The organism is Mycobacterium sp. (genome assembly GCF_049278535.1).
Taxonomy (GTDB): Bacteria; Actinomycetota; Actinomycetes; order Mycobacteriales; family Mycobacteriaceae; genus Mycobacterium.
Genome location: NZ_JBAPMI010000087.1, coordinates 15,915 through 32,279, shown reverse-complemented (window position 1 = coordinate 32,279; position 16,365 = coordinate 15,915). Strand labels below are relative to the sequence as shown.

The following is a 16,365-nucleotide window of genomic DNA, read 5'->3' as shown; positions in this document are numbered from 1 at the left end:
TTGGTGTTCGTCCTATGTCAACGCAGGTACAGATGCTGCGATTGCTGGACGGCTACGAGGATAACCTGCTTCGATGCCGGAAGCAAGAAGCTCGTCTGCCGCGCCCGGGGACGCTAGCTGGGAACTGCTACCCCAGAACTCCAGCGAACACCTTCGCCTGCGCTCATTTCGCTGAGATCAAACCCGTTTTCAGTGGCGTAATCGAGCACCTCGACAGGCAGGTCAGCCGCCGTGCTCAGCGCTATCACCGCCGGACCGGCGCCGGAAAGCACAGCTGCCAAACCATAACGACGCAATAGCTGCAGAAATTCCGCCGACGACGGCATCGCGGGCGCGCGGTGCGGCTGATGAAGGACGTCTTCGGTGGCGGCCATCAGCAAATCCGGTCGCTCGGTGAGCGCCACTACGAGCAGCGCTGCCCGGCTGACGTTGAAGCGAGCGTCCTCGTGGCTGACCTGGGTAGGCAGCAGTACCCGCGCCTCCACCGTCGATGAACGCTGGGTGGGAATCGCCGGGAACAACCGAATGTCGGGGTGCAGCCGCAGCGGCGCCGCCGAGAAGGCCGGCGGTCCGGCGCTGGAGTCGGTCCACGAGACGACAGCGCCACCCAACACCGCAGCTGCCGCGTTGTCCGGATGACCTTCGAATTCCGACGACAATTGAATCAGCTCGGGTTGGCTCAACGGCGTCAAACCCGCTTGCGCGAGTAGACCATTGACTGCTGCAAGGCCGCCGACAACTGCGGCGGCCGAAGACCCGAGCCCCCGTGAGTGCGGGATTGCGTTGCGGCACCGAACTTTCAAGCCGGACGCGCTGACACCGGCTGCCTTCAGTCCGTGCTCGACGGCACGAACCACCAAGTGGCCGGCGTCGAGCACCAGCTCTCCGGCGCCTTCCCCTTCGACCTCGACGACCAGTCCGGAATCGGTTGTCTCGACGATGATTTCGTCGTAGAGGCTCAGTGCCAAGCCGATGCTGTCGAAGCCCGGGCCCAGGTTCGCGCTGGAGGCCGCGACCACCGAGCGGGCCAGCAGCCCGGAAGCAAGCATCAGACCAACCCCAACTTCGCCACGACGGCGACGGGGTCGACGGGAACCGGTGACACGGTAGGCATGTCGCGCAGCGCGGTATCGGGGTCCTTGAGGCCGTTGCCCGTCACCGTGCACACCACGGTCGACCCCGGCGTCACCCAGCCGTCCTCGACTGACTTGAGCAGGCCCGCGATACTTGCCGCCGACGCTGGCTCGACGAAAACGCCCTCGGTGCCGGCGACCAGGTGATATGCGGCGAGGATCTCGTCGTCGGTGGCGGCCAGGAAACGCCCGTTGGACTGTTCCTGCGCCGCAACGGCCGGCCCCCACGACGCCGGCGAGCCGATGCGGATCGCGGTGGCGATGGTCTCGGGATGACTCACCGGTTCACCGGACACCAACGGCGCCGCGCCGGCCGCTTGGGTGCCCAGCATGCGCGGCAGCTTGTCGATGACGCCGTCACCGTGGTACTCGGTGTAGCCCTTCCAGTAGGCGGTGATGTTGCCTGCGTTGCCGACCGGCAGCGCGTGGATGTCCGGCGCATAGCCCAGCACGTCGACGATCTCGAACGCCGCGGTCTTCTGGCCCTCGATGCGAAGCGGGTTGACGGAGTTGACCAACGAGATCGTCGGGAAGTCGGCGACGATCTTGCGGGCAACCTCCAGGCAGTCGTCGAAGTTGCCATCGATCTGAATGATCTTGGCGCCGTGCATGACGGCCTGCGCGAGCTTGCCCATCGCGATCTTGCCCTGCGGGATCAGCACCGCGCAGGTGATACCGGCGCGCGCGGCGTACGCGGCTGCCGACGCCGACGTATTACCCGTCGACGCGCACAGCACGGCCTGCTGACCGCGGGCCACCGCGTCGGTGACGGCCATCGTCATGCCGCGGTCCTTGAAGGAGCCGGTGGGATTGAGCCCCTCGACCTTGAGATGCACCGTGCACCCGGTCGTCGCCGAGAGCCTGGGCGCGGGAATCAGCGGTGTGCCGCCTTCGTAGAGGGTGACAGGGACCCAGTCGTCGCCGACCGGCAACCGGTCCCGATATGCCTCGATGAGGCCCGGCCACTGCTGATGAATGGCGGCCTTGGACGAACTCATGCGTTGGTCCCTTCCAAGCGCAGAACACTCGCTACACCCAGCACTACGTCAAGCTCGGCCAGCGCGGCCACGGTTTCGGACAGGGCGGCGTCGGTGGCGGTGTGGGTGACCACCACAACGCGCGCACCGATGCGTCGTCCGCCCTCGCCGACCACGCCCTCCTGGCGAACTTCGGCGATGCTGACTTCGCGTTTGGCGAATTCCGCTGCGACGGTGGACAAGACACCGGGCTTGTCGGCGACGTCCATGCTGACGTAGTAGCGGGTGGGAATCACGCCCATCGGTGCGATGGGCAGCTGGGCGTACTTGGACTCTTTGGGCGCCCGACTGCCCAGTACCCGGTTACGGGCCGCCATCACCAGATCGCCGGTCACCGCCGATGCGGTGGGCGCTCCGCCGGCACCCTGCCCGTAGAACATCAGCCGGCCCGCGGCCTTTGCCTCGACCACCACGGCGTTGAATGCGCCGTTGACCGTGGCCAGCGGATGCTCCAGCGGCACCAACGCGGGGTAGACGCGAGCCGAAACCCGCTGCTGCCCATCGTCTCCTGCGATCCGCTCGCAGATCGACAGCAGTTTGATCGTGCAGCCCAGTGCACGCGCGGACAGAAAATCGTCGGGGCTGATCTTCGTGATGCCCTCGCGGTACACGTCGTCGGCGGTCACTCGGGTGTGGAACGCGATCGACGCCAGGATGGCGGCCTTCGCTGCGGCGTCGAAGCCTTCGACGTCGGCGGTGGGGTCGGCCTCGGCGTAGCCGAGCGCGCTGGCATCGGCCAGTGCCCGCTCGTAGTCGGCTCCGGTACTGTCCATTTCGGACAGGATGTAATTGGTGGTGCCGTTGACGATGCCGGCTACCCGCTGCACGGTGTCGCCGGCCAGCGACTGGGTCAGTGGACGGATCACCGGGATGGCGCCCGCCACGGCGGCCTCGAAATAGAGGTCCACCCGGGCGTTTTCGGCGGCCTGTGCCAACTCTCCGGTGGAGACCGAGAGCAGCGCCTTGTTCGCCGTCACCACCGACTTGCCGTGCTCGAGCGCGGACAGGATTGCCTTGCGCGACGGCTCGACCGGACCCATCACCTCCACGACGATGTCGACGTCGTCGCGGGAGACGAGTTTCTCGATGTCGTCGGTGAGCAAATCGGCGGGCACACCGCGGTCGTCGGCCACCCGGCGAACGCCGATGCCGCGCAGTACCAGCGGCGCACCGACCCGGGCGGCAAGGTCGTCAGCGCTCTCCTGGATGATGCGAACAACCTCACTGCCCACATTGCCCAGTCCCAATACCGCTACACCGACCGGCTTTTCATCACTGCTCACGCTTCACCTCACTTCCAGACTCAACAGGTCGTCGACCGTCTCCCTGCGCAGAATCAGACGGGGCCGTCCGTCGCGCACAGCCACCACTGCGGGGCGGCCGATCAGGTTATAGCGGCTCGACAACGAATAGCAGTAGGCGCCGGTCGCGGCCACCGCAACCAGGTCACCCGGCGTGATGTCATCCGGGACCCAGGTATCCCGGACCACGATGTCGCCGCTCTCACAATGCTTTCCGACGATGCGAGCAATGGTCGGCATCGCCTCGGTGGCGCGGGAGACCAGACGCACGTCGTAATCGGCGCCGTACAGCGAGGTGCGGATGTTGTCGCTCATGCCGCCGTCCACGCTGACGTACCGCCGGTGTGCTGTCGCGCTCACGCCGACGTCTTTGACGGTGCCGACCTCGTACAGGGTCACTGTCCCCGGTCCGGCAATCGCGCGTCCGGGCTCGACGACCAGTCGCGGAGCCGGCAGTCCGACCGCAGCCGACTCGTTGCGCACGATGTCGCTGAGCTTGTTGGCCAGCTCGTCCATCGGGGGCGGATCGTCGTTGGGTAGGTACGAGATACCCAGTCCGCCACCAAGGTCGACGGTGGCGATCTGCGCGGTCTTGTCGACGCCGAACTCGGCAACCACGTCGCGCAGTAGGCCGATCACGCGGTGCGCCGCGATTTCAAAACCACCGACATCGAAGATCTGCGAACCGATGTGACTGTGCAGACCCACCAGGCGGAGATGTTCGCTCGCGAAGACTCGCCGAACCGCGGCCATCGCCGCACCGTTGGCCAGTGACAACCCGAACTTCTGATCTTCGTGGGCCGTGGAGATGAACTCGTGGGTGTGCGCTTCGACGCCGACGGTGACGCGCACCAGCACATCCTGGACGATGCCCGCTTCGCCGGCGATGGCGTCGAGGCGCTCGATCTCGACCATTGAGTCGACCACCACGTGTGCGATGCCGGCCTTGACCGCCGCGGTCAGTTCGGGAACCGATTTGTTGTTGCCGTGGAACGCGATTCGTTCGGGTGGAAAATCCGCGTGCAGAGCGATCGCCAGCTCGCCTCCGGTGCACACGTCCAGCGACAGGCCCTCCTCGTCGATCCAGCGCGCTATTTCACTGGATAGGAAGGCCTTTCCGGCATAGTGCACGTTGACGCCGCCACCGAACGCGGCCGCCATCTCGCGACACCGCGATCGGAAGTCGTCTTCGTCGATCACGAACAGCGGTGTGCCGTATTCCTGGGCAAGTGATTGCAGCGAGACGCCGGCAATGATGACACCGCCGTCTTCGCCTCGAACAGCGTTGCGCGGCCAGACATTCGGCGCCAGCTCCAGGAGTTCCTGCACCGTTTTCGGGCAGGGTGGAACGCCGCCGTGATGGAACTCTTCGGCGTGTCGGGGACCAGCCGGGTGCGCGTTCACATTCGCTCCGGAGCGCTGACGCCGAGGATGGTCAGTCCGTTGGCGATCACCTGGCGGGTCGCCTGGCAGAGCGCCAGACGTGCGGTGTGCAGTTCGTTGGGCTCCTCGTCACCCTGCGGCAACACCCGACACGAGTCGTAGAACCGGTGATAGTCGCCGGCGAGATCCTCGAGATACCGGCACACTCGGTGCGGTTCGCGCAGTGCAGCAGCGGTTTTCAACACCCGGGGGAACTCGCCGAGATTACGGACCAGCGCGCCTTCCTTGTCGTGCGTGAGCAGCTCGAGGTGGCCGGTGTCGGGTATCAGGCCCAGCTCGGCGGCGCTGCGGGCCAACGCGGAAAGCCGGGCGTGTGCGTATTGCACGTAGTAGACCGGGTTTTCGTTGGAGGCCGATGACCACAGTGCGAGATCGATGTCGATCGGGGTGTCCACCGACGACCGGATCAGGCTGTAGCGCGCGGCGTCGACGCCGATCGCCTCGACCAGGTCGTCGAGGGTGATCACGGTGCCGGCCCGCTTGCTCATCTTCACCGGCTGCCCGTCGCGGACCAGGTTGACCATCTGGCCGATCAGCACCTCGACGGTGCCGGGGTCGTCGCCGAACGCTTCGGCCGCGGCCTTGAGCCGGGAGATGTAGCCGTGGTGGTCGGCGCCGAGCATGTAGATACACAGGTCGAAACCGCGACCCCGCTTGTCCAGGTAATAGGCGAGGTCGCCGGCGATGTATGCGTGCTTGCCGTCGCTCTTGATCACGACCCGGTCCTTATCGTCACCAAAAGCACTGGTGCGCAACCAGGTTGCGCCGTCTTTCTCGTAGATGTTGCCGTTCTCGCGCAGACGTGCGATCGCCTGCTCCACGCGGCCGCTGGTGTGCATCGACTCTTCGTGGGTGTAGACGTCGAAGTCGGTGCCGAATTCGTGCAGCGATTTCTTGATGTGGCTGAACATCAAGTCGACGCCGATGCTGCGGAAGGTTTCGTGCTGCTGGGCGTCGGGTTGGGTCAGCGCGTCCGGCTCCTGCTGCAGGATCTGCGCGGCGATGTCGGCGATGTATGTGCCCGCGTAGCCGTCTTCCGGGGTGGGTTCGCCCTTGGCGGCGGCGATCAACGAGTTGGCGAACCGGTCGATCTGGGCACCGTGATCGTTGAAGTAGTACTCGCGTACCACGTCGGCGCCCTGCGTGGTCAGCAGCCGACCCAGGGCGTCGCCGACAGCGGCCCACCGGGTGCCGCCGATGTGAATCGGTCCGGTCGGGTTGGCGGAGACGAACTCGAGGTTGATCTTGCGGCCGGCCTCGGCATCGGAGTTGCCATAGCTGCGACCGGCGTCGATGACGTTGTTGACGATCAGGCCCTGCGCCGAGGCGTCCAACCGCAGGTTGATGAAGCCCGGCCCGGCGATCTCGGCCGAGGCGATGCCGTCGGCCTGGGCCAGTGCGTCGGCGAGCCATCCGGCCAGCTCGCGCGGGTTGACACCGACCTTCTTGGAGAGCTGCAGCGCCAGGTTGCTGGCGTAATCGCCGTGCTCGGGATTACGCGGCCGCTCGACGGCGACCGTCGGCGGCAGCGCGGCGATGTCGAGCGCATGCTCGGCCAGCACCGCGGTCGCGGTGGCCTTCAGCAGCTCGGCCAGGTCGGCGGGGTTCACGCAGGCCATCCTATTGGCTGAGGTCCTCAGCCCTCGAATCCATTCCGGTGCTCGACCGGCCGCTGTGATGCGTTAGTCTGTCGTGGCCCGTTGGCGCAACGTTTTTGGTGTGCGCCCCCGTAGCTCAGGGGATAGAGCGTCTGCCTCCGGAGCAGAAGGCCGCAGGTTCGAATCCTGCCGGGGGCACGATGCCTTGTTGCAGCTCAGAGGCGATTTGGACGGTGTAGCAGCCCCGGTCGCGCGATCTGGGTGCGATGTTTCCCCAGCGCCGGCGAGCCATCGCCAGCACTTCCGGGTCATGCGTTCGCCGCCGTGGGCGATGGCTGGCGGCATCGTCGCCGTCCTGGTGCTGGTCTTCGTACTCGGGCATCGGCTACGGCCGGCAGGGCGAGGTCGACTAGGGGAACATCGCGACCGTGACGGTCGCCATCGTCGCGATCATCGTCAGCGGTCGGTTCAACGTGCTCACGCTGTGATGTAGCGCGGCACAATCTGCGCAGAGCCGCCCAGGCACGCTGAACGACATTGAGGATAGCCGCCTCGACGGATCGCGGAGCGTTAGCGTCGAAAATCCTTCTACCCCAAAGCAAATGAGCAAACCTATCGAGCTATGCTCTCCGAAAAACTTTGGGAGCCGTTTCGACGTGCAACTTTCCATGCATACGGCGTCCTGCTGCTGACCGAGGGCAATGAGGTCGCACGAGAGATCTTCGTCATCATTGCGTCGCTTGCAAAACAGCGAAAGCTGTTCGAGGACTTAGCGAATACACCCCGCTCCGGGCCGTTTTGAGGGAACTCCCAAACGTCTTCATTCGTTACGGTCTGCTCAACCTGGGCGTGCAAATTATGCGAGCCGATAGGACACTTTCAACCCCGCCAATGCGCATACCCCGGCAGCGCGCTGGCGCACCGAGATTGGCGAGTCCCGCGCGGTGATCTGCTGTGGCTGGCATACTCCCCTGCTATGCCCGTCAGCCACAAGCCTCGCATCAAGCCCATCGGCATGACCAAGTTGTCTAAAAAATTCATCAGCAAGTACTGGTACCCCCTGCTTAGCCGCCGGTTCGGCGAGGACGACGTCGTATTTCTCAACTACGGCTACGAGGCCGATCCACCGCTGGGGCTGCCGCTCGACGAATCCGACGAGCGAAACCGGTACGGCATCCAGCTCTACCACCAGACCGCGACTCAGGTTGACCTCAGCGGCAAGAAGGTGCTGGAAGTCAGTTGTGGCCATGGCGGCGGAGCCTCCTACCTGATGCGGACGCTACGTCCCGTCGCCTACACGGGGCTGGACTTCAACCCGGACGGCATCGCCTTCTGCCAAAAAAGACACCAGCTGCCGGGCCTCGATTTCGTCCACGGCGACGCCGAAAACCTGCCCTTCCCCGATGAATCCTTCGACGCGGTGCTCAATGTCGAAGCCTCGCACGCCTACCCTCAGTTTCCGCGTTTCATCGCGGAAGTGGCGCGTGTGCTGCGCCCGGGAGGGCATTTCCTTTACGCCGATATGCGCGGCCACCAAGAGATTTCCGAGTGGGAGACGGAACTGGCCGACGCCCCGCTGCGGCTGCTTTCCGAACGCGTCATCAATCCGGAGGTTCTGCGCGCGTTAGGGAAGAATTCGACTGGGTCTCTGCAACTAGTCGACCGTCTGCCCGCGATCATGCGCCCGTTCGGCCGACTATTCGCCGGGGTGCCGGGCACGTTGATATACCGCGAACTAGAACGGGGACGGAACTCCTACCGGATGTATAGCTTCGTCAAGGATTGAGCGACGTCGGTCGCGCGGAGGCCGGCCCAGCGCTCGTTCTAATTCCTGTCAGTGCACTGCACGAACGCCGGATTCCGCCTTTCGAGCAAACGTCTCCGGGACACGATGACCTCGGGTATTTTGGAGTGCCGGCGCGGGGATCGTTGAAATACGATATCGGGAGGATACGAGATGGCAACGGCGACAACCGAACCGGTGCGGCTACCGCCCCGGCTTCGACTGCCGAAGGCGGTCCAGGGCATCGTATGGTTGGCTGCAAAGCGTGAAATGTTTGGCGCTCTGTCCCGGCGGTGGGGCGGCACGTTCACCCTCAATTTGCCGGTCATGGGCCAGACCGTAATAGTCAGCGACCCAACCTTGTTCAAGGATCTCTACAGCGCGAGCACCGATCTGATCGAACGCCCGATTGATCTCCTTACTCTGGGTGAGCTTTTCGGTCCTGGCTCGACATTTAGCCTGGTCGGCGAGCAGCACCTCGCGCGCCGCAGACTACTGACCCCACCGTTTCGTGGGAAGCGGATGAAAAACTATGACCAGATCGTCGAAGACGAGGTGATACGCGAAATCGCGAACTGGCCGGAGGGCCGCGAGTTCGAAACACTCGCGCCGATGCTGCGCATCACCCTCGGCGCGATCCTGCGGGCCGTTTTCGGCGCCGAGAAAGCCGCACTGGACGAACTTCGCGCCCTGCTGCCGCCCCTGGTGGCGCTTGGCGCCCGACTCATCATGGTTCCGCCGATTGTGCGGCGTGACTTCGGTCGGTGGAGCCCGGGAGGACGGTACAAGGAGTACCGACGCCGGTTTGATGCTGTCATCGACTCGCTCATCGCCGATGCCCGTGCCGACCCGGCCTTCGAAGAGCGCACCGACGTGCTCGCGCTTCTGTTGCGGGCCCGTGACGAGAACGGCGAGCCGATCCCGGATCGGCATATCGCCGACGAATTACTGACCTTCGTCGCCGCTGGTCACGAGACAACCGCCTCACAATTGGCCTGGATACTGGAGCGCTTGCGCCGTCATCCAGAACTTCTATCGCGACTGACTGAGGAAGTCGACGCCGGCGGATCTGCATTGCGGCACGCGACGATCTTCGAAGTCCAGCGCGTGCGGTCCGTTTCCGACGGCTCAGTGCGGCGCACGAATAAACGAGTCCGGTTGGGGCAGTGGGTCATTCCTGAGCACACCTCGGTGCTCGTCTATAACGAACTGGCCCATATGTCCGAAGAGATTTTTCCGGATGCGGGGTCGTTTGACCCGGACCGTTTCGTCGGCGCCAGCCCGCCGCCGTACGTGTGGGTTCCGTTCGGCGGGGGCGTAAACCGCTGCCCCGGCGCATCGTTCGCCAACATGGAGATGGACATCACCCTGCGCACGCTGCTGCGGGAATTCCGTTTCGCGCCAACCGATGCGCGAGGCGAACGCCCTCACAACGACGGTATCGTCTGGGTGCCGGCTCGCCGCTCACGGGCGGTCGTTCACCGGCGGGGGAGTTCGTCGAGTGATGCCGGCTCTGTATCCGCCGTCAACCACAGCAACTGACGTCTGCGGTCCCAGGTCCCCAGAAAGTTCCTGGTGAATTAGGTCAGAGAACCAAAAGTCCCTGACCACGGGCTACCGCAGTAGATCAGGGAATCATCGCGCGGATTGGGTGCCTCATCGCCCAGAACGGGTGCGTCAAATCCGCGGCATAGTGCCGAATCGGATGCAACGGGCCACTGCCCGGCACCCACGGATCAGCCGACGCTATCGCCGGCGCACCAAGAGACAACCCGAACGCGACCGCCGCAGCAGCCGCCACTGTCCGAACCTGCATAACAACTCCCTCTGTAGTGAAAGCATCGTCCCGCAGACACCTTGCGGAATCCTTGCGTCCCGAAGGCCTCGGCTTCGAATCCTGCCAGGGGCAGTTACGAACCGCAGTTCAGAGGCTTACTGGCAACTGCCTGGCGGTGCCGGTACGGGTGCGGTCTGTTGCGGCACCAGACCACCAAAGGGTCCGGGCGGTGGCGGGGGCTTGACGCACTGCACAACTACCATTGATGCCGTCCCTGGGGCGCCCCGATTTATGGCGCGCCAGTATGCGCCATCGTCATAGGGCACACCGTCGCACGACGGCTCGAGAGGGGACATCATGTCGACCGTCCCACCACCCGGGCAGTAGTGGGCACCCGGGTCGGGCTTATGCGGGTCGGGGTCGGCAGACCCGACCGGCGCGGTCAGCATGGTGGCGGCGATCAGTGCCGCGGTCATCACATACTTCATAGTCGGCATCTTGCTGCCAACGGCATCAGTTCGCCATGCTTTGCGGGATGAAAGCGCACGGTGTGTCCAAAATCTCGGCGTCGCATAGTGGCTGGGCAGTCGCGCGCGCATGACGTCTACGCTGCTCCTTCGCGATCTGGTGGGCTGCTCCCGGCCGACCAGCATTCTCGACATCGGCGCCAACCCCGTCGACGGTGCTCCGCGCTACCAGCAGATGCTTGATGACGGCCTGTGCTGGGTCACCGGGTTCGAGCCTCAGCGGCGCGCGCTGGCCGAATTGGAGCTGCGCAAGGGGCCGATGGAGCGATACCTTCCGCACGTGGTGGGCGACGGCCACCCGCATCGGCTGAAAATCACCAAAGCGGAAGGCATGACCAGCCTGCTGACGCCCGACGTCAATCAGCTCCGCTTGTTCACGCCGTTCCCAGATTGGGGTTCGGTCGTCGAGGAGGTCGACGTCCAGACCCATCGCCTCGATGACCTCGACATCGACGACTTCGACCTGCTGAAGATCGATATCCAGGGCGCAGAGTTGATGGTTTTGCAGCATGGACGCGAACGACTGCGCAACGCGGTCGCAGTGCAGACCGAGGTGTCTTTCGTCCCGCTTTACCAGGATCAGCCCACGTTCGGCGAAGTGGATAGCGAGTTGCGGTCGCAGGGGTTTGCGCCGCATGCGATGCCCGAGGTGAAGAAGTGGCCGATTGCTCCAACGGTGTTCAGCGGCGACGCCCGCAACCCGGGTAACCAGCTGCTCGAGGCCGACATCGTCTACGTCCGCGACCTCGCTCACCCGGAAAGACTCGACAGCGAACAGCTTTCACATTTGGCGATGATCGCTTTTCACATCTATGGATCCGTCGACTTGGCCATCTACTGCGTTTCCGAGCTACAAGGGCGCGGGCACGCAGCGGCCGACGCCGTCGAACGGTTTCTGCAACTCTTCGAGTAGCCGCGCGAGCCGGTCAGTTCATCGCGCCGAACCACACGATAAGCCGTCGCATAACGGCCTTAGTCCACCGAGCTGATCGTCGCGCTGCAGATGGGTAATGCGATTGGAAGCGTGTGCGCGACTGAGCCTTTCGGCGCGGTCACTACCAGCGTGCCTTCGCGGGGGCAAGGGTTTCCCGACCCATTGACGTCCAGCGCAGACGACTGAACGTCAGCGTTCGCGATGTCGCCGGGGTTGAGGTGCAGCACATGTGCCGCCGGGGCTTGCCGTGGCTCGACGTGAACCAGCACGCCGCCTGCGGCGGTGACCAGGTTCGCGTCGGGGTAGCCGACGAGCATGCACATGTTCGGCGATGTGTTCTTGAACGAGACGACGACCCGGCGCAACGTGTTGGCCGGCTCGATCGGCCCGTTGGTGACCGCGAGGTCGCCATCGCCACACGTGCCTGACGTGGCCGCAGCACCGCCACCGCCGCCGTCATTGGGTGGTCCACCGGCGAACGCAGTAGCGGGCAGAGTCAGTGTTGCGGCCGCAACGACGAGTGAAGCGGCCAATGTCCGTAACGGCTTCATGATTTCCCCAATTGCTCATGGCACTCGGATGCCGTGTCAGGATTCAATTAAGGATATTGTGGCCGATATTAGGCCCGACTCATGCGTAATTCAAAGATTTCCGAATCGGCGAGACCCGAGCCGGGGAGAACTGGCTCGGTCCTTTAGCCTGGCCTGATGCAATTTATCGCGGGGATGTCTTTGTCGCAGTGGCGACGCGAAATACTGCGGACCAACTTCTGGCTGGTCCCAAGCATGGAAGTGGTCGCGTCGGTCTTCCTATTTTGGGCCACCTTGGAGGTAGATCGTGCCGTCTACCACGGCGCACTCACACTTCCGAAATGGGTGGAAGCCGGCAGCGCAGACACCGCACGCGAGATTCTCCTCGCTGTGGCCGCAGCGATCATGACGGTGATCGGGATCAACTTCTCGGTCACGATCGTCACTTTGACGCTGGCGTCAACGCAATTCGGGCCCCGAATGCTACGTAACTTCATCCGCGATCGCGGTACCCAGTTGACGCTGGGCACCTTTGTGGCGACCGCGGTGTACTGCGTGTTGGTGCTGCTGGCAATCGGTCCGGCAGAGCACGGAGTGTTCGTGCCGCACTTTTCCGTCGACGTGGTATTCCTGCTGGTGCTCGTCGATTTGGCGGTACTCATCTACTTCCTGCACCACATCGCCATCCAGATTCAGCTGCCCTTCGTGATCGCCAGTATTGCCGGAGATTTGAGGCGCTACCTCCATGTGCGAAGGCCCGACATCCGGATGGCCACCGCAGACGAGCCAGATGACAGTGAAGAAATCGCCGCCCTGGTCGACACCATCAAGTCTTCAGGCGCGACGATCCGTACCCCGAAAGGCGGTTACCTGCAGGCCATCCGCTACGGCATGTTGATTCGCGCCGCGTCGGCCGCCGACGCGGTGGTGCACCTGCCCTATCGCCCGGGGAACTTCTTGGTCGAGGACAGTGAACTCGCCGCAGTGTGGCCGCCCGAGGCTGCCGACCGCATGACCCGCCGCCTGAAACGAGCACAGGTCACCGGCCCGGTCCGCACACTGGCCCAGGACCCCGCCTTCGGTATCGACCAACTGGTCGAGATCGCCATCCGGGCACTCTCGCCGGCGGTCAACGACACATACACGGCGTTGACCTGCGTGGACTGGCTCAGCAACACGCTGTGCAAGCTCGCGAAAGTGTGGACGCCGGCACAGGCCTACCGCGACCGCACCGGCGCCATCCGGGTCATTTGCGAACAGGTCAGTTACCAAAATTTGGTACAGCGGTCATTCGACAAGATCCGCCAGGCCAGTCGCGGTATGCCCGCCCTACTGATGCGCCAACTTGAAGCGATCAAAGCGATCATGGAGCAGACCACCGACCCCGATCAGGCTCGTGCACTGATGAACGAAGCCGACATGATTCAACGCGCCAACGTCGAGTCAGTGCCCGAAGAGTTCGACCGCCTCGCCGTCGAACGCCGCTTCAGCGCCGTAGCCAGTGTCTATGCCCGGCTGCGTGGCTCTGCCGGGAATCATGTGCAACCGGAATACGGCTTCAGCTGACCGGGGGTTCAGCATCGAGACGTCGTGATCCCTTGCACGCCAGGTCAGTTCACCGCGCCGCGGGTCACCTGCGGCCCCGGCGCGGCACGGTGCCGCGACAACAGGCGCGCGGCCTGGCCCGGTGCGCCGAGTTGAAGCATCGCGGCCAACGCCGTCTCCAGGACCACCTCTTGTTGCACCCGACTGCCGCCGATCGACGGAAGGCCGGGAAGCGATTCGAGGAGATAGTCGAGTGCGGCGCGCGGCTCACCCGCCGTCAGCGCGATAAGCCCTTCACCGATCAGACGCAACGTCATCGCCTGCGCATCCGTCGCGCCCGGGACGTCGATCGCGCGGATCGCGGCCGGATCATTCGCCGCGGCCAGCACCAGCAACGCGTGGAACGCGATGAACGGGGTTTGCGGCCGGTATGCCAGCGAATCGACCTCGGCGATGATCAGCATCGGATCCGGTGGAGTGACCCAATCCGGATGCAGCCGCGCCCGCCATGCCAGTGAACCCGCATCGACCAGACATCGCACGTCCTTCGAATGGGGCGGCGCCAGAAAGGCGTTGTACCGTCGCGCCGCAGCGGGCGCATCGCCCATCGCGAGTTCGTGCAGCGCGGCGTGCCACTGAAAGTGCGGAACGTAGCGCTGCGTGCTGCCGTCGCCAGGGATCCAGTCCGTCAGCCACTTGAGCCCGGCCCCATGCGCATCGGTTTCATAGTGCACGTGTGTCAGCGCATGCGCGGCGTTGCCGTTGCCGGGATCGAGTTCCAATGCGGCGTCGGCTAAGTCGGCTGCGTCGTACCACAGGCCCTGTTCCGTTCGGCCGTAGGCGCGTAACCCGAGGTACCACGGCGCCTCGCCGTGCACGCCGGTAAATCGCTCGACGTACTGCCACGCATCCGGCAACGCGTCTCCGGCGCCGGCGAACGCAATCGACGGCGCGAGCACCAGCAACGCGACCGCGTCGTCCGGGACGAGGTCCAGGTGGTCGATGAGGGCGTCGGTTCCCGCCGCGTTGCCCTTCTCGCACCACGTCGCGATCGCCTCGACGTGGCTACGGTCTTCGTCGCTGCCGTGTGCCAGCGCGGCGCGCGCCCGGGCGAGGTGACCGGTCACCGCGTCCGGCCCGCCCGCGCGGTCGGGCCGTTCCGTCGCGATCATCGCCAGCGCTACATGAGCCCGCGCATGGTTCGGATCTTCGGCCACCGCGGCGGCGAAGGCGGTCGACGCGCCGTCTTGAACGGCGAGCAGACGACGCACACCCTCGGCATACGACGCGGCGGCACCCGTCAACTCCGGGGCAGCCCGGATGAGACCTGGCGCCCGCACCGGGTGGTCACGAGTGTCGTCGGCAAGCAACTCGGCGATGGCGGCTGCTTGCGTTCGGATCTCGGGAATCGCAGTCGTTTCCCACAATTCACCCTGACGGATGGAGCCGATGCAGACGATGTTCGGAACCGTGTGACCGGACCCATCGATCAGATGGCCATCCGCATCGAGTCGCACGCCGACGCCGCACGGGTGCAATGACGCGACATCGTTGGCCAAGAGGTTCACCCAGAGCGGGGAACGATGCAGTGACCGCCGATCCCAGGCTCCGCCGGTCGCTACGACCACCGCGTCACCCCGCCGGCGCACCGATCCGTCGCTCGTCGTGACAACCAGCTGAACGCCCTTGCCGTGCAACGACACATCGGCGACCTCGCCCGCCTCGATGATCAGTTGACCCTTGTCGATCGCGTCGTTGATCGCGTCGGCAATCGTGGGCGGCATCCGGTGTCGAAGCACCTCCCACTCCCGCAGATCCTCGCGCAGGAACCGACGCTGGTCTTCCCATCCCAAGGACTGCCACAGCCGGGCGGTGTGCGGCCGTACCGCGTCGACGACCTGGCGCCAATCCGCGCCGGCGACACGCGCGTGGGCAAGGTCCGCGGCGAGCGCGGTGCGCAATTCCTCGAGCGAGACCTCCTCAGCGAGGGCATCGAGGTGAGGCAACTCCGTCGGCGCGCCCGTGGCGCGGAATCGACGCGGCAGCGCGCCGTGACGTGACAGCAGCGTGACCGTGGCCCCCCGGGCGATGAGGTGCAGCGCAACGTCGATGCCGGTGAGTCCCGAACCGATCACCAAGGCGTCGGCGGGCCGACGGGCACCAAGAGCCGCGAGTGCGCCGGGTGCCCAAGGGTCCAGCACCACTCGGCCGTCGGCTCCTGCGGCCAGTACCGGAGCGAAGGCCCGTTCCAACGCGTCGGGCATGCTTCCTTGCGGGCGACCGGACGCCAGCACGACGGCGTCGGCCGATAACCACCGCCCGTCCTTCAGCGCGAGACGCGCGGGAGAGCCCGGTGTCACTCCCACAACCTCGGCATTTTCCATTCGCACATCGGCGACCGCGAGCTGTTCTTGCAGGTAGCGGCCGTAGGCAAGCCGCGGGGCGAAGCCCTCGAACGGCCAGACCGCTCGTTCGTCGAGCCAGCGGCAAAAGTGATCGGGATCGTCCGGCCACGCCGACATGCGTTGCGCGGGAACGTTGAGCAAGTGGGTGGAATCGTCGGTGCCGTATGCCGCGCCAGTACCGGGATGCCCGGACGCGTCGATCACTGTGATCTGTACGTCCGGCTTGCGCCGGCGCAGATGCGCCGCGGCGAGCACCCCCGCAGCTCCACCACCCACGATCGCGATCCGCATCATGGCGGAAGGCTATATCTCACCAACGGATTGAGCTGCCCAACGCGCGATACCGGGCAAA

At 64.9% G+C, this 16,365-nt stretch carries 13 protein-coding genes and 1 tRNA gene; 5 read left to right on the top strand and 9 right to left on the bottom strand.

Annotated features, from left to right (window positions below; all coding sequences use genetic code 11):
• Window positions 1–113 precede the first annotated feature (113 nt).
• The 5 genes from thrB to argS form a co-directional block, all read right to left on the bottom strand.
• Entirely contained in the window at window positions 114–1,049 is a 936-nt protein-coding gene (gene thrB, locus WAO18_RS05750; protein ID WP_422204611.1) for a homoserine kinase, read from the bottom strand.
• Window positions 1,049–2,131 carry a threonine synthase gene (thrC, locus tag WAO18_RS05745; RefSeq protein ID WP_422204610.1) on the bottom strand — a complete coding sequence of 361 codons (1,083 nt, stop codon included), beginning with the start codon at window positions 2,129–2,131 and terminating at the stop codon, window positions 1,049–1,051. The genes thrB and thrC overlap by 1 nt, the downstream gene beginning before the upstream one ends.
• Window positions 2,128–3,453, bottom strand: a complete 1,326-nt coding sequence (locus WAO18_RS05740; protein ID WP_422204608.1) for a homoserine dehydrogenase — start codon at window positions 3,451–3,453, stop codon at window positions 2,128–2,130. The genes thrC and WAO18_RS05740 overlap by 4 nt, the downstream gene beginning before the upstream one ends.
• A gap of 3 nt (window positions 3,454–3,456) precedes the next feature.
• Window positions 3,457–4,800: a diaminopimelate decarboxylase gene (gene lysA / locus WAO18_RS05735; protein WP_422204636.1), complete on the bottom strand. Its 1,344-nt coding sequence runs from the start codon at window positions 4,798–4,800 to the stop codon at window positions 3,457–3,459.
• 71 nt (window positions 4,801–4,871) lie between these two features.
• Window positions 4,872–6,524, bottom strand: a complete 1,653-nt coding sequence (gene argS, locus WAO18_RS05730) for an arginine--tRNA ligase (RefSeq protein WP_422204605.1) — start codon at window positions 6,522–6,524, stop codon at window positions 4,872–4,874.
• A 113-nt stretch (window positions 6,525–6,637) separates the two neighbouring features.
• Here argS and WAO18_RS05725 point away from each other — a divergent pair.
• The 3 genes from WAO18_RS05725 to WAO18_RS05715 all read left to right on the top strand — a co-directional run bounded on the left by WAO18_RS05725 (window position 6,638) and on the right by WAO18_RS05715 (window position 9,837).
• Window positions 6,638–6,710, top strand: a tRNA-Arg gene (locus tag WAO18_RS05725).
• 778 nt (window positions 6,711–7,488) lie between these two features.
• Window positions 7,489–8,298: a phthiotriol/phenolphthiotriol dimycocerosates methyltransferase gene (locus WAO18_RS05720; RefSeq protein WP_422204604.1), complete on the top strand. Its 810-nt coding sequence runs from the start codon at window positions 7,489–7,491 to the stop codon at window positions 8,296–8,298.
• A gap of 171 nt (window positions 8,299–8,469) precedes the next feature.
• Complete coding sequence (locus WAO18_RS05715) at window positions 8,470–9,837, top strand: cytochrome P450 (protein ID WP_422204602.1); 1,368 nt, start codon at window positions 8,470–8,472, stop codon at window positions 9,835–9,837.
• A gap of 85 nt (window positions 9,838–9,922) precedes the next feature.
• Here WAO18_RS05715 and WAO18_RS05710 read toward each other — a convergent pair whose 3' ends face one another.
• Both WAO18_RS05710 and WAO18_RS05705 read right to left on the bottom strand, forming a co-directional pair.
• The gene (locus tag WAO18_RS05710; RefSeq protein WP_422204600.1) at window positions 9,923–10,111 is read right to left on the bottom strand and encodes a hypothetical protein; all 189 of its coding nucleotides are present in this window, start codon (window positions 10,109–10,111) and stop codon (window positions 9,923–9,925) included.
• A gap of 116 nt (window positions 10,112–10,227) precedes the next feature.
• Window positions 10,228–10,548: a hypothetical protein gene (locus WAO18_RS05705; RefSeq protein ID WP_422204598.1), complete on the bottom strand. Its 321-nt coding sequence runs from the start codon at window positions 10,546–10,548 to the stop codon at window positions 10,228–10,230.
• A gap of 121 nt (window positions 10,549–10,669) precedes the next feature.
• Here WAO18_RS05705 and WAO18_RS05700 point away from each other — a divergent pair, with 121 nt between their 5' ends.
• Entirely contained in the window at window positions 10,670–11,512 is an 843-nt protein-coding gene (locus WAO18_RS05700; RefSeq protein ID WP_422204596.1) for an FkbM family methyltransferase, read from the top strand.
• Between the two features lie 59 nt (window positions 11,513–11,571).
• Here WAO18_RS05700 and WAO18_RS05695 read toward each other — a convergent pair whose 3' ends face one another.
• Complete coding sequence (locus tag WAO18_RS05695) at window positions 11,572–12,084, bottom strand: DUF4232 domain-containing protein (protein WP_422204594.1); 513 nt, start codon at window positions 12,082–12,084, stop codon at window positions 11,572–11,574.
• A 156-nt stretch (window positions 12,085–12,240) separates the two neighbouring features.
• On the opposite strand from WAO18_RS05695, the gene WAO18_RS05690 reads away from it, so the two are divergent.
• Window positions 12,241–13,629 (top strand): DUF2254 domain-containing protein, encoded by a 1,389-nt coding sequence (locus tag WAO18_RS05690; protein WP_422204592.1) that lies wholly within the window; start codon window positions 12,241–12,243, stop codon window positions 13,627–13,629.
• A 44-nt stretch (window positions 13,630–13,673) separates the two neighbouring features.
• Here the strand turns inward: WAO18_RS05690 and WAO18_RS05685 are convergent, their stop codons facing one another.
• On the bottom strand, window positions 13,674–16,307 hold the full coding sequence (locus WAO18_RS05685) for an FAD/NAD(P)-binding protein (protein ID WP_422204591.1): 2,634 nt from the start codon (window positions 16,305–16,307) through the stop codon (window positions 13,674–13,676).
• Between the last annotated feature and the right edge of the window lie 58 nt (window positions 16,308–16,365).

Bases quoted from the DNA above. Each gene is read 5' to 3' on its own strand.
- thrB (WP_422204611.1), bottom strand. From the start codon at position 1,049: ATGCTTGCTTCCGGGCTGCTGGCCCGCTCGGTGGTCGCGGCCTCCAGC.
- thrC (WP_422204610.1), bottom strand. From the start codon at position 2,131: ATGAGTTCGTCCAAGGCCGCCATTCATCAGCAGTGGCCGGGCCTCATC.
- WAO18_RS05720 (WP_422204604.1), top strand. From the start codon at position 7,489: ATGCCCGTCAGCCACAAGCCTCGCATCAAGCCCATCGGCATGACCAAG.
- WAO18_RS05715 (WP_422204602.1), top strand. From the start codon at position 8,470: ATGGCAACGGCGACAACCGAACCGGTGCGGCTACCGCCCCGGCTTCGA.
- WAO18_RS05710 (WP_422204600.1), bottom strand. From the start codon at position 10,111: ATGCAGGTTCGGACAGTGGCGGCTGCTGCGGCGGTCGCGTTCGGGTTG.
- WAO18_RS05705 (WP_422204598.1), bottom strand. From the start codon at position 10,548: ATGACCGCGGCACTGATCGCCGCCACCATGCTGACCGCGCCGGTCGGG.
- WAO18_RS05700 (WP_422204596.1), top strand. From the start codon at position 10,670: ATGACGTCTACGCTGCTCCTTCGCGATCTGGTGGGCTGCTCCCGGCCG.
- WAO18_RS05695 (WP_422204594.1), bottom strand. From the start codon at position 12,084: ATGAAGCCGTTACGGACATTGGCCGCTTCACTCGTCGTTGCGGCCGCA.
- WAO18_RS05690 (WP_422204592.1), top strand. From the start codon at position 12,241: ATGCAATTTATCGCGGGGATGTCTTTGTCGCAGTGGCGACGCGAAATA.
- WAO18_RS05685 (WP_422204591.1), bottom strand. From the start codon at position 16,307: ATGATGCGGATCGCGATCGTGGGTGGTGGAGCTGCGGGGGTGCTCGCC.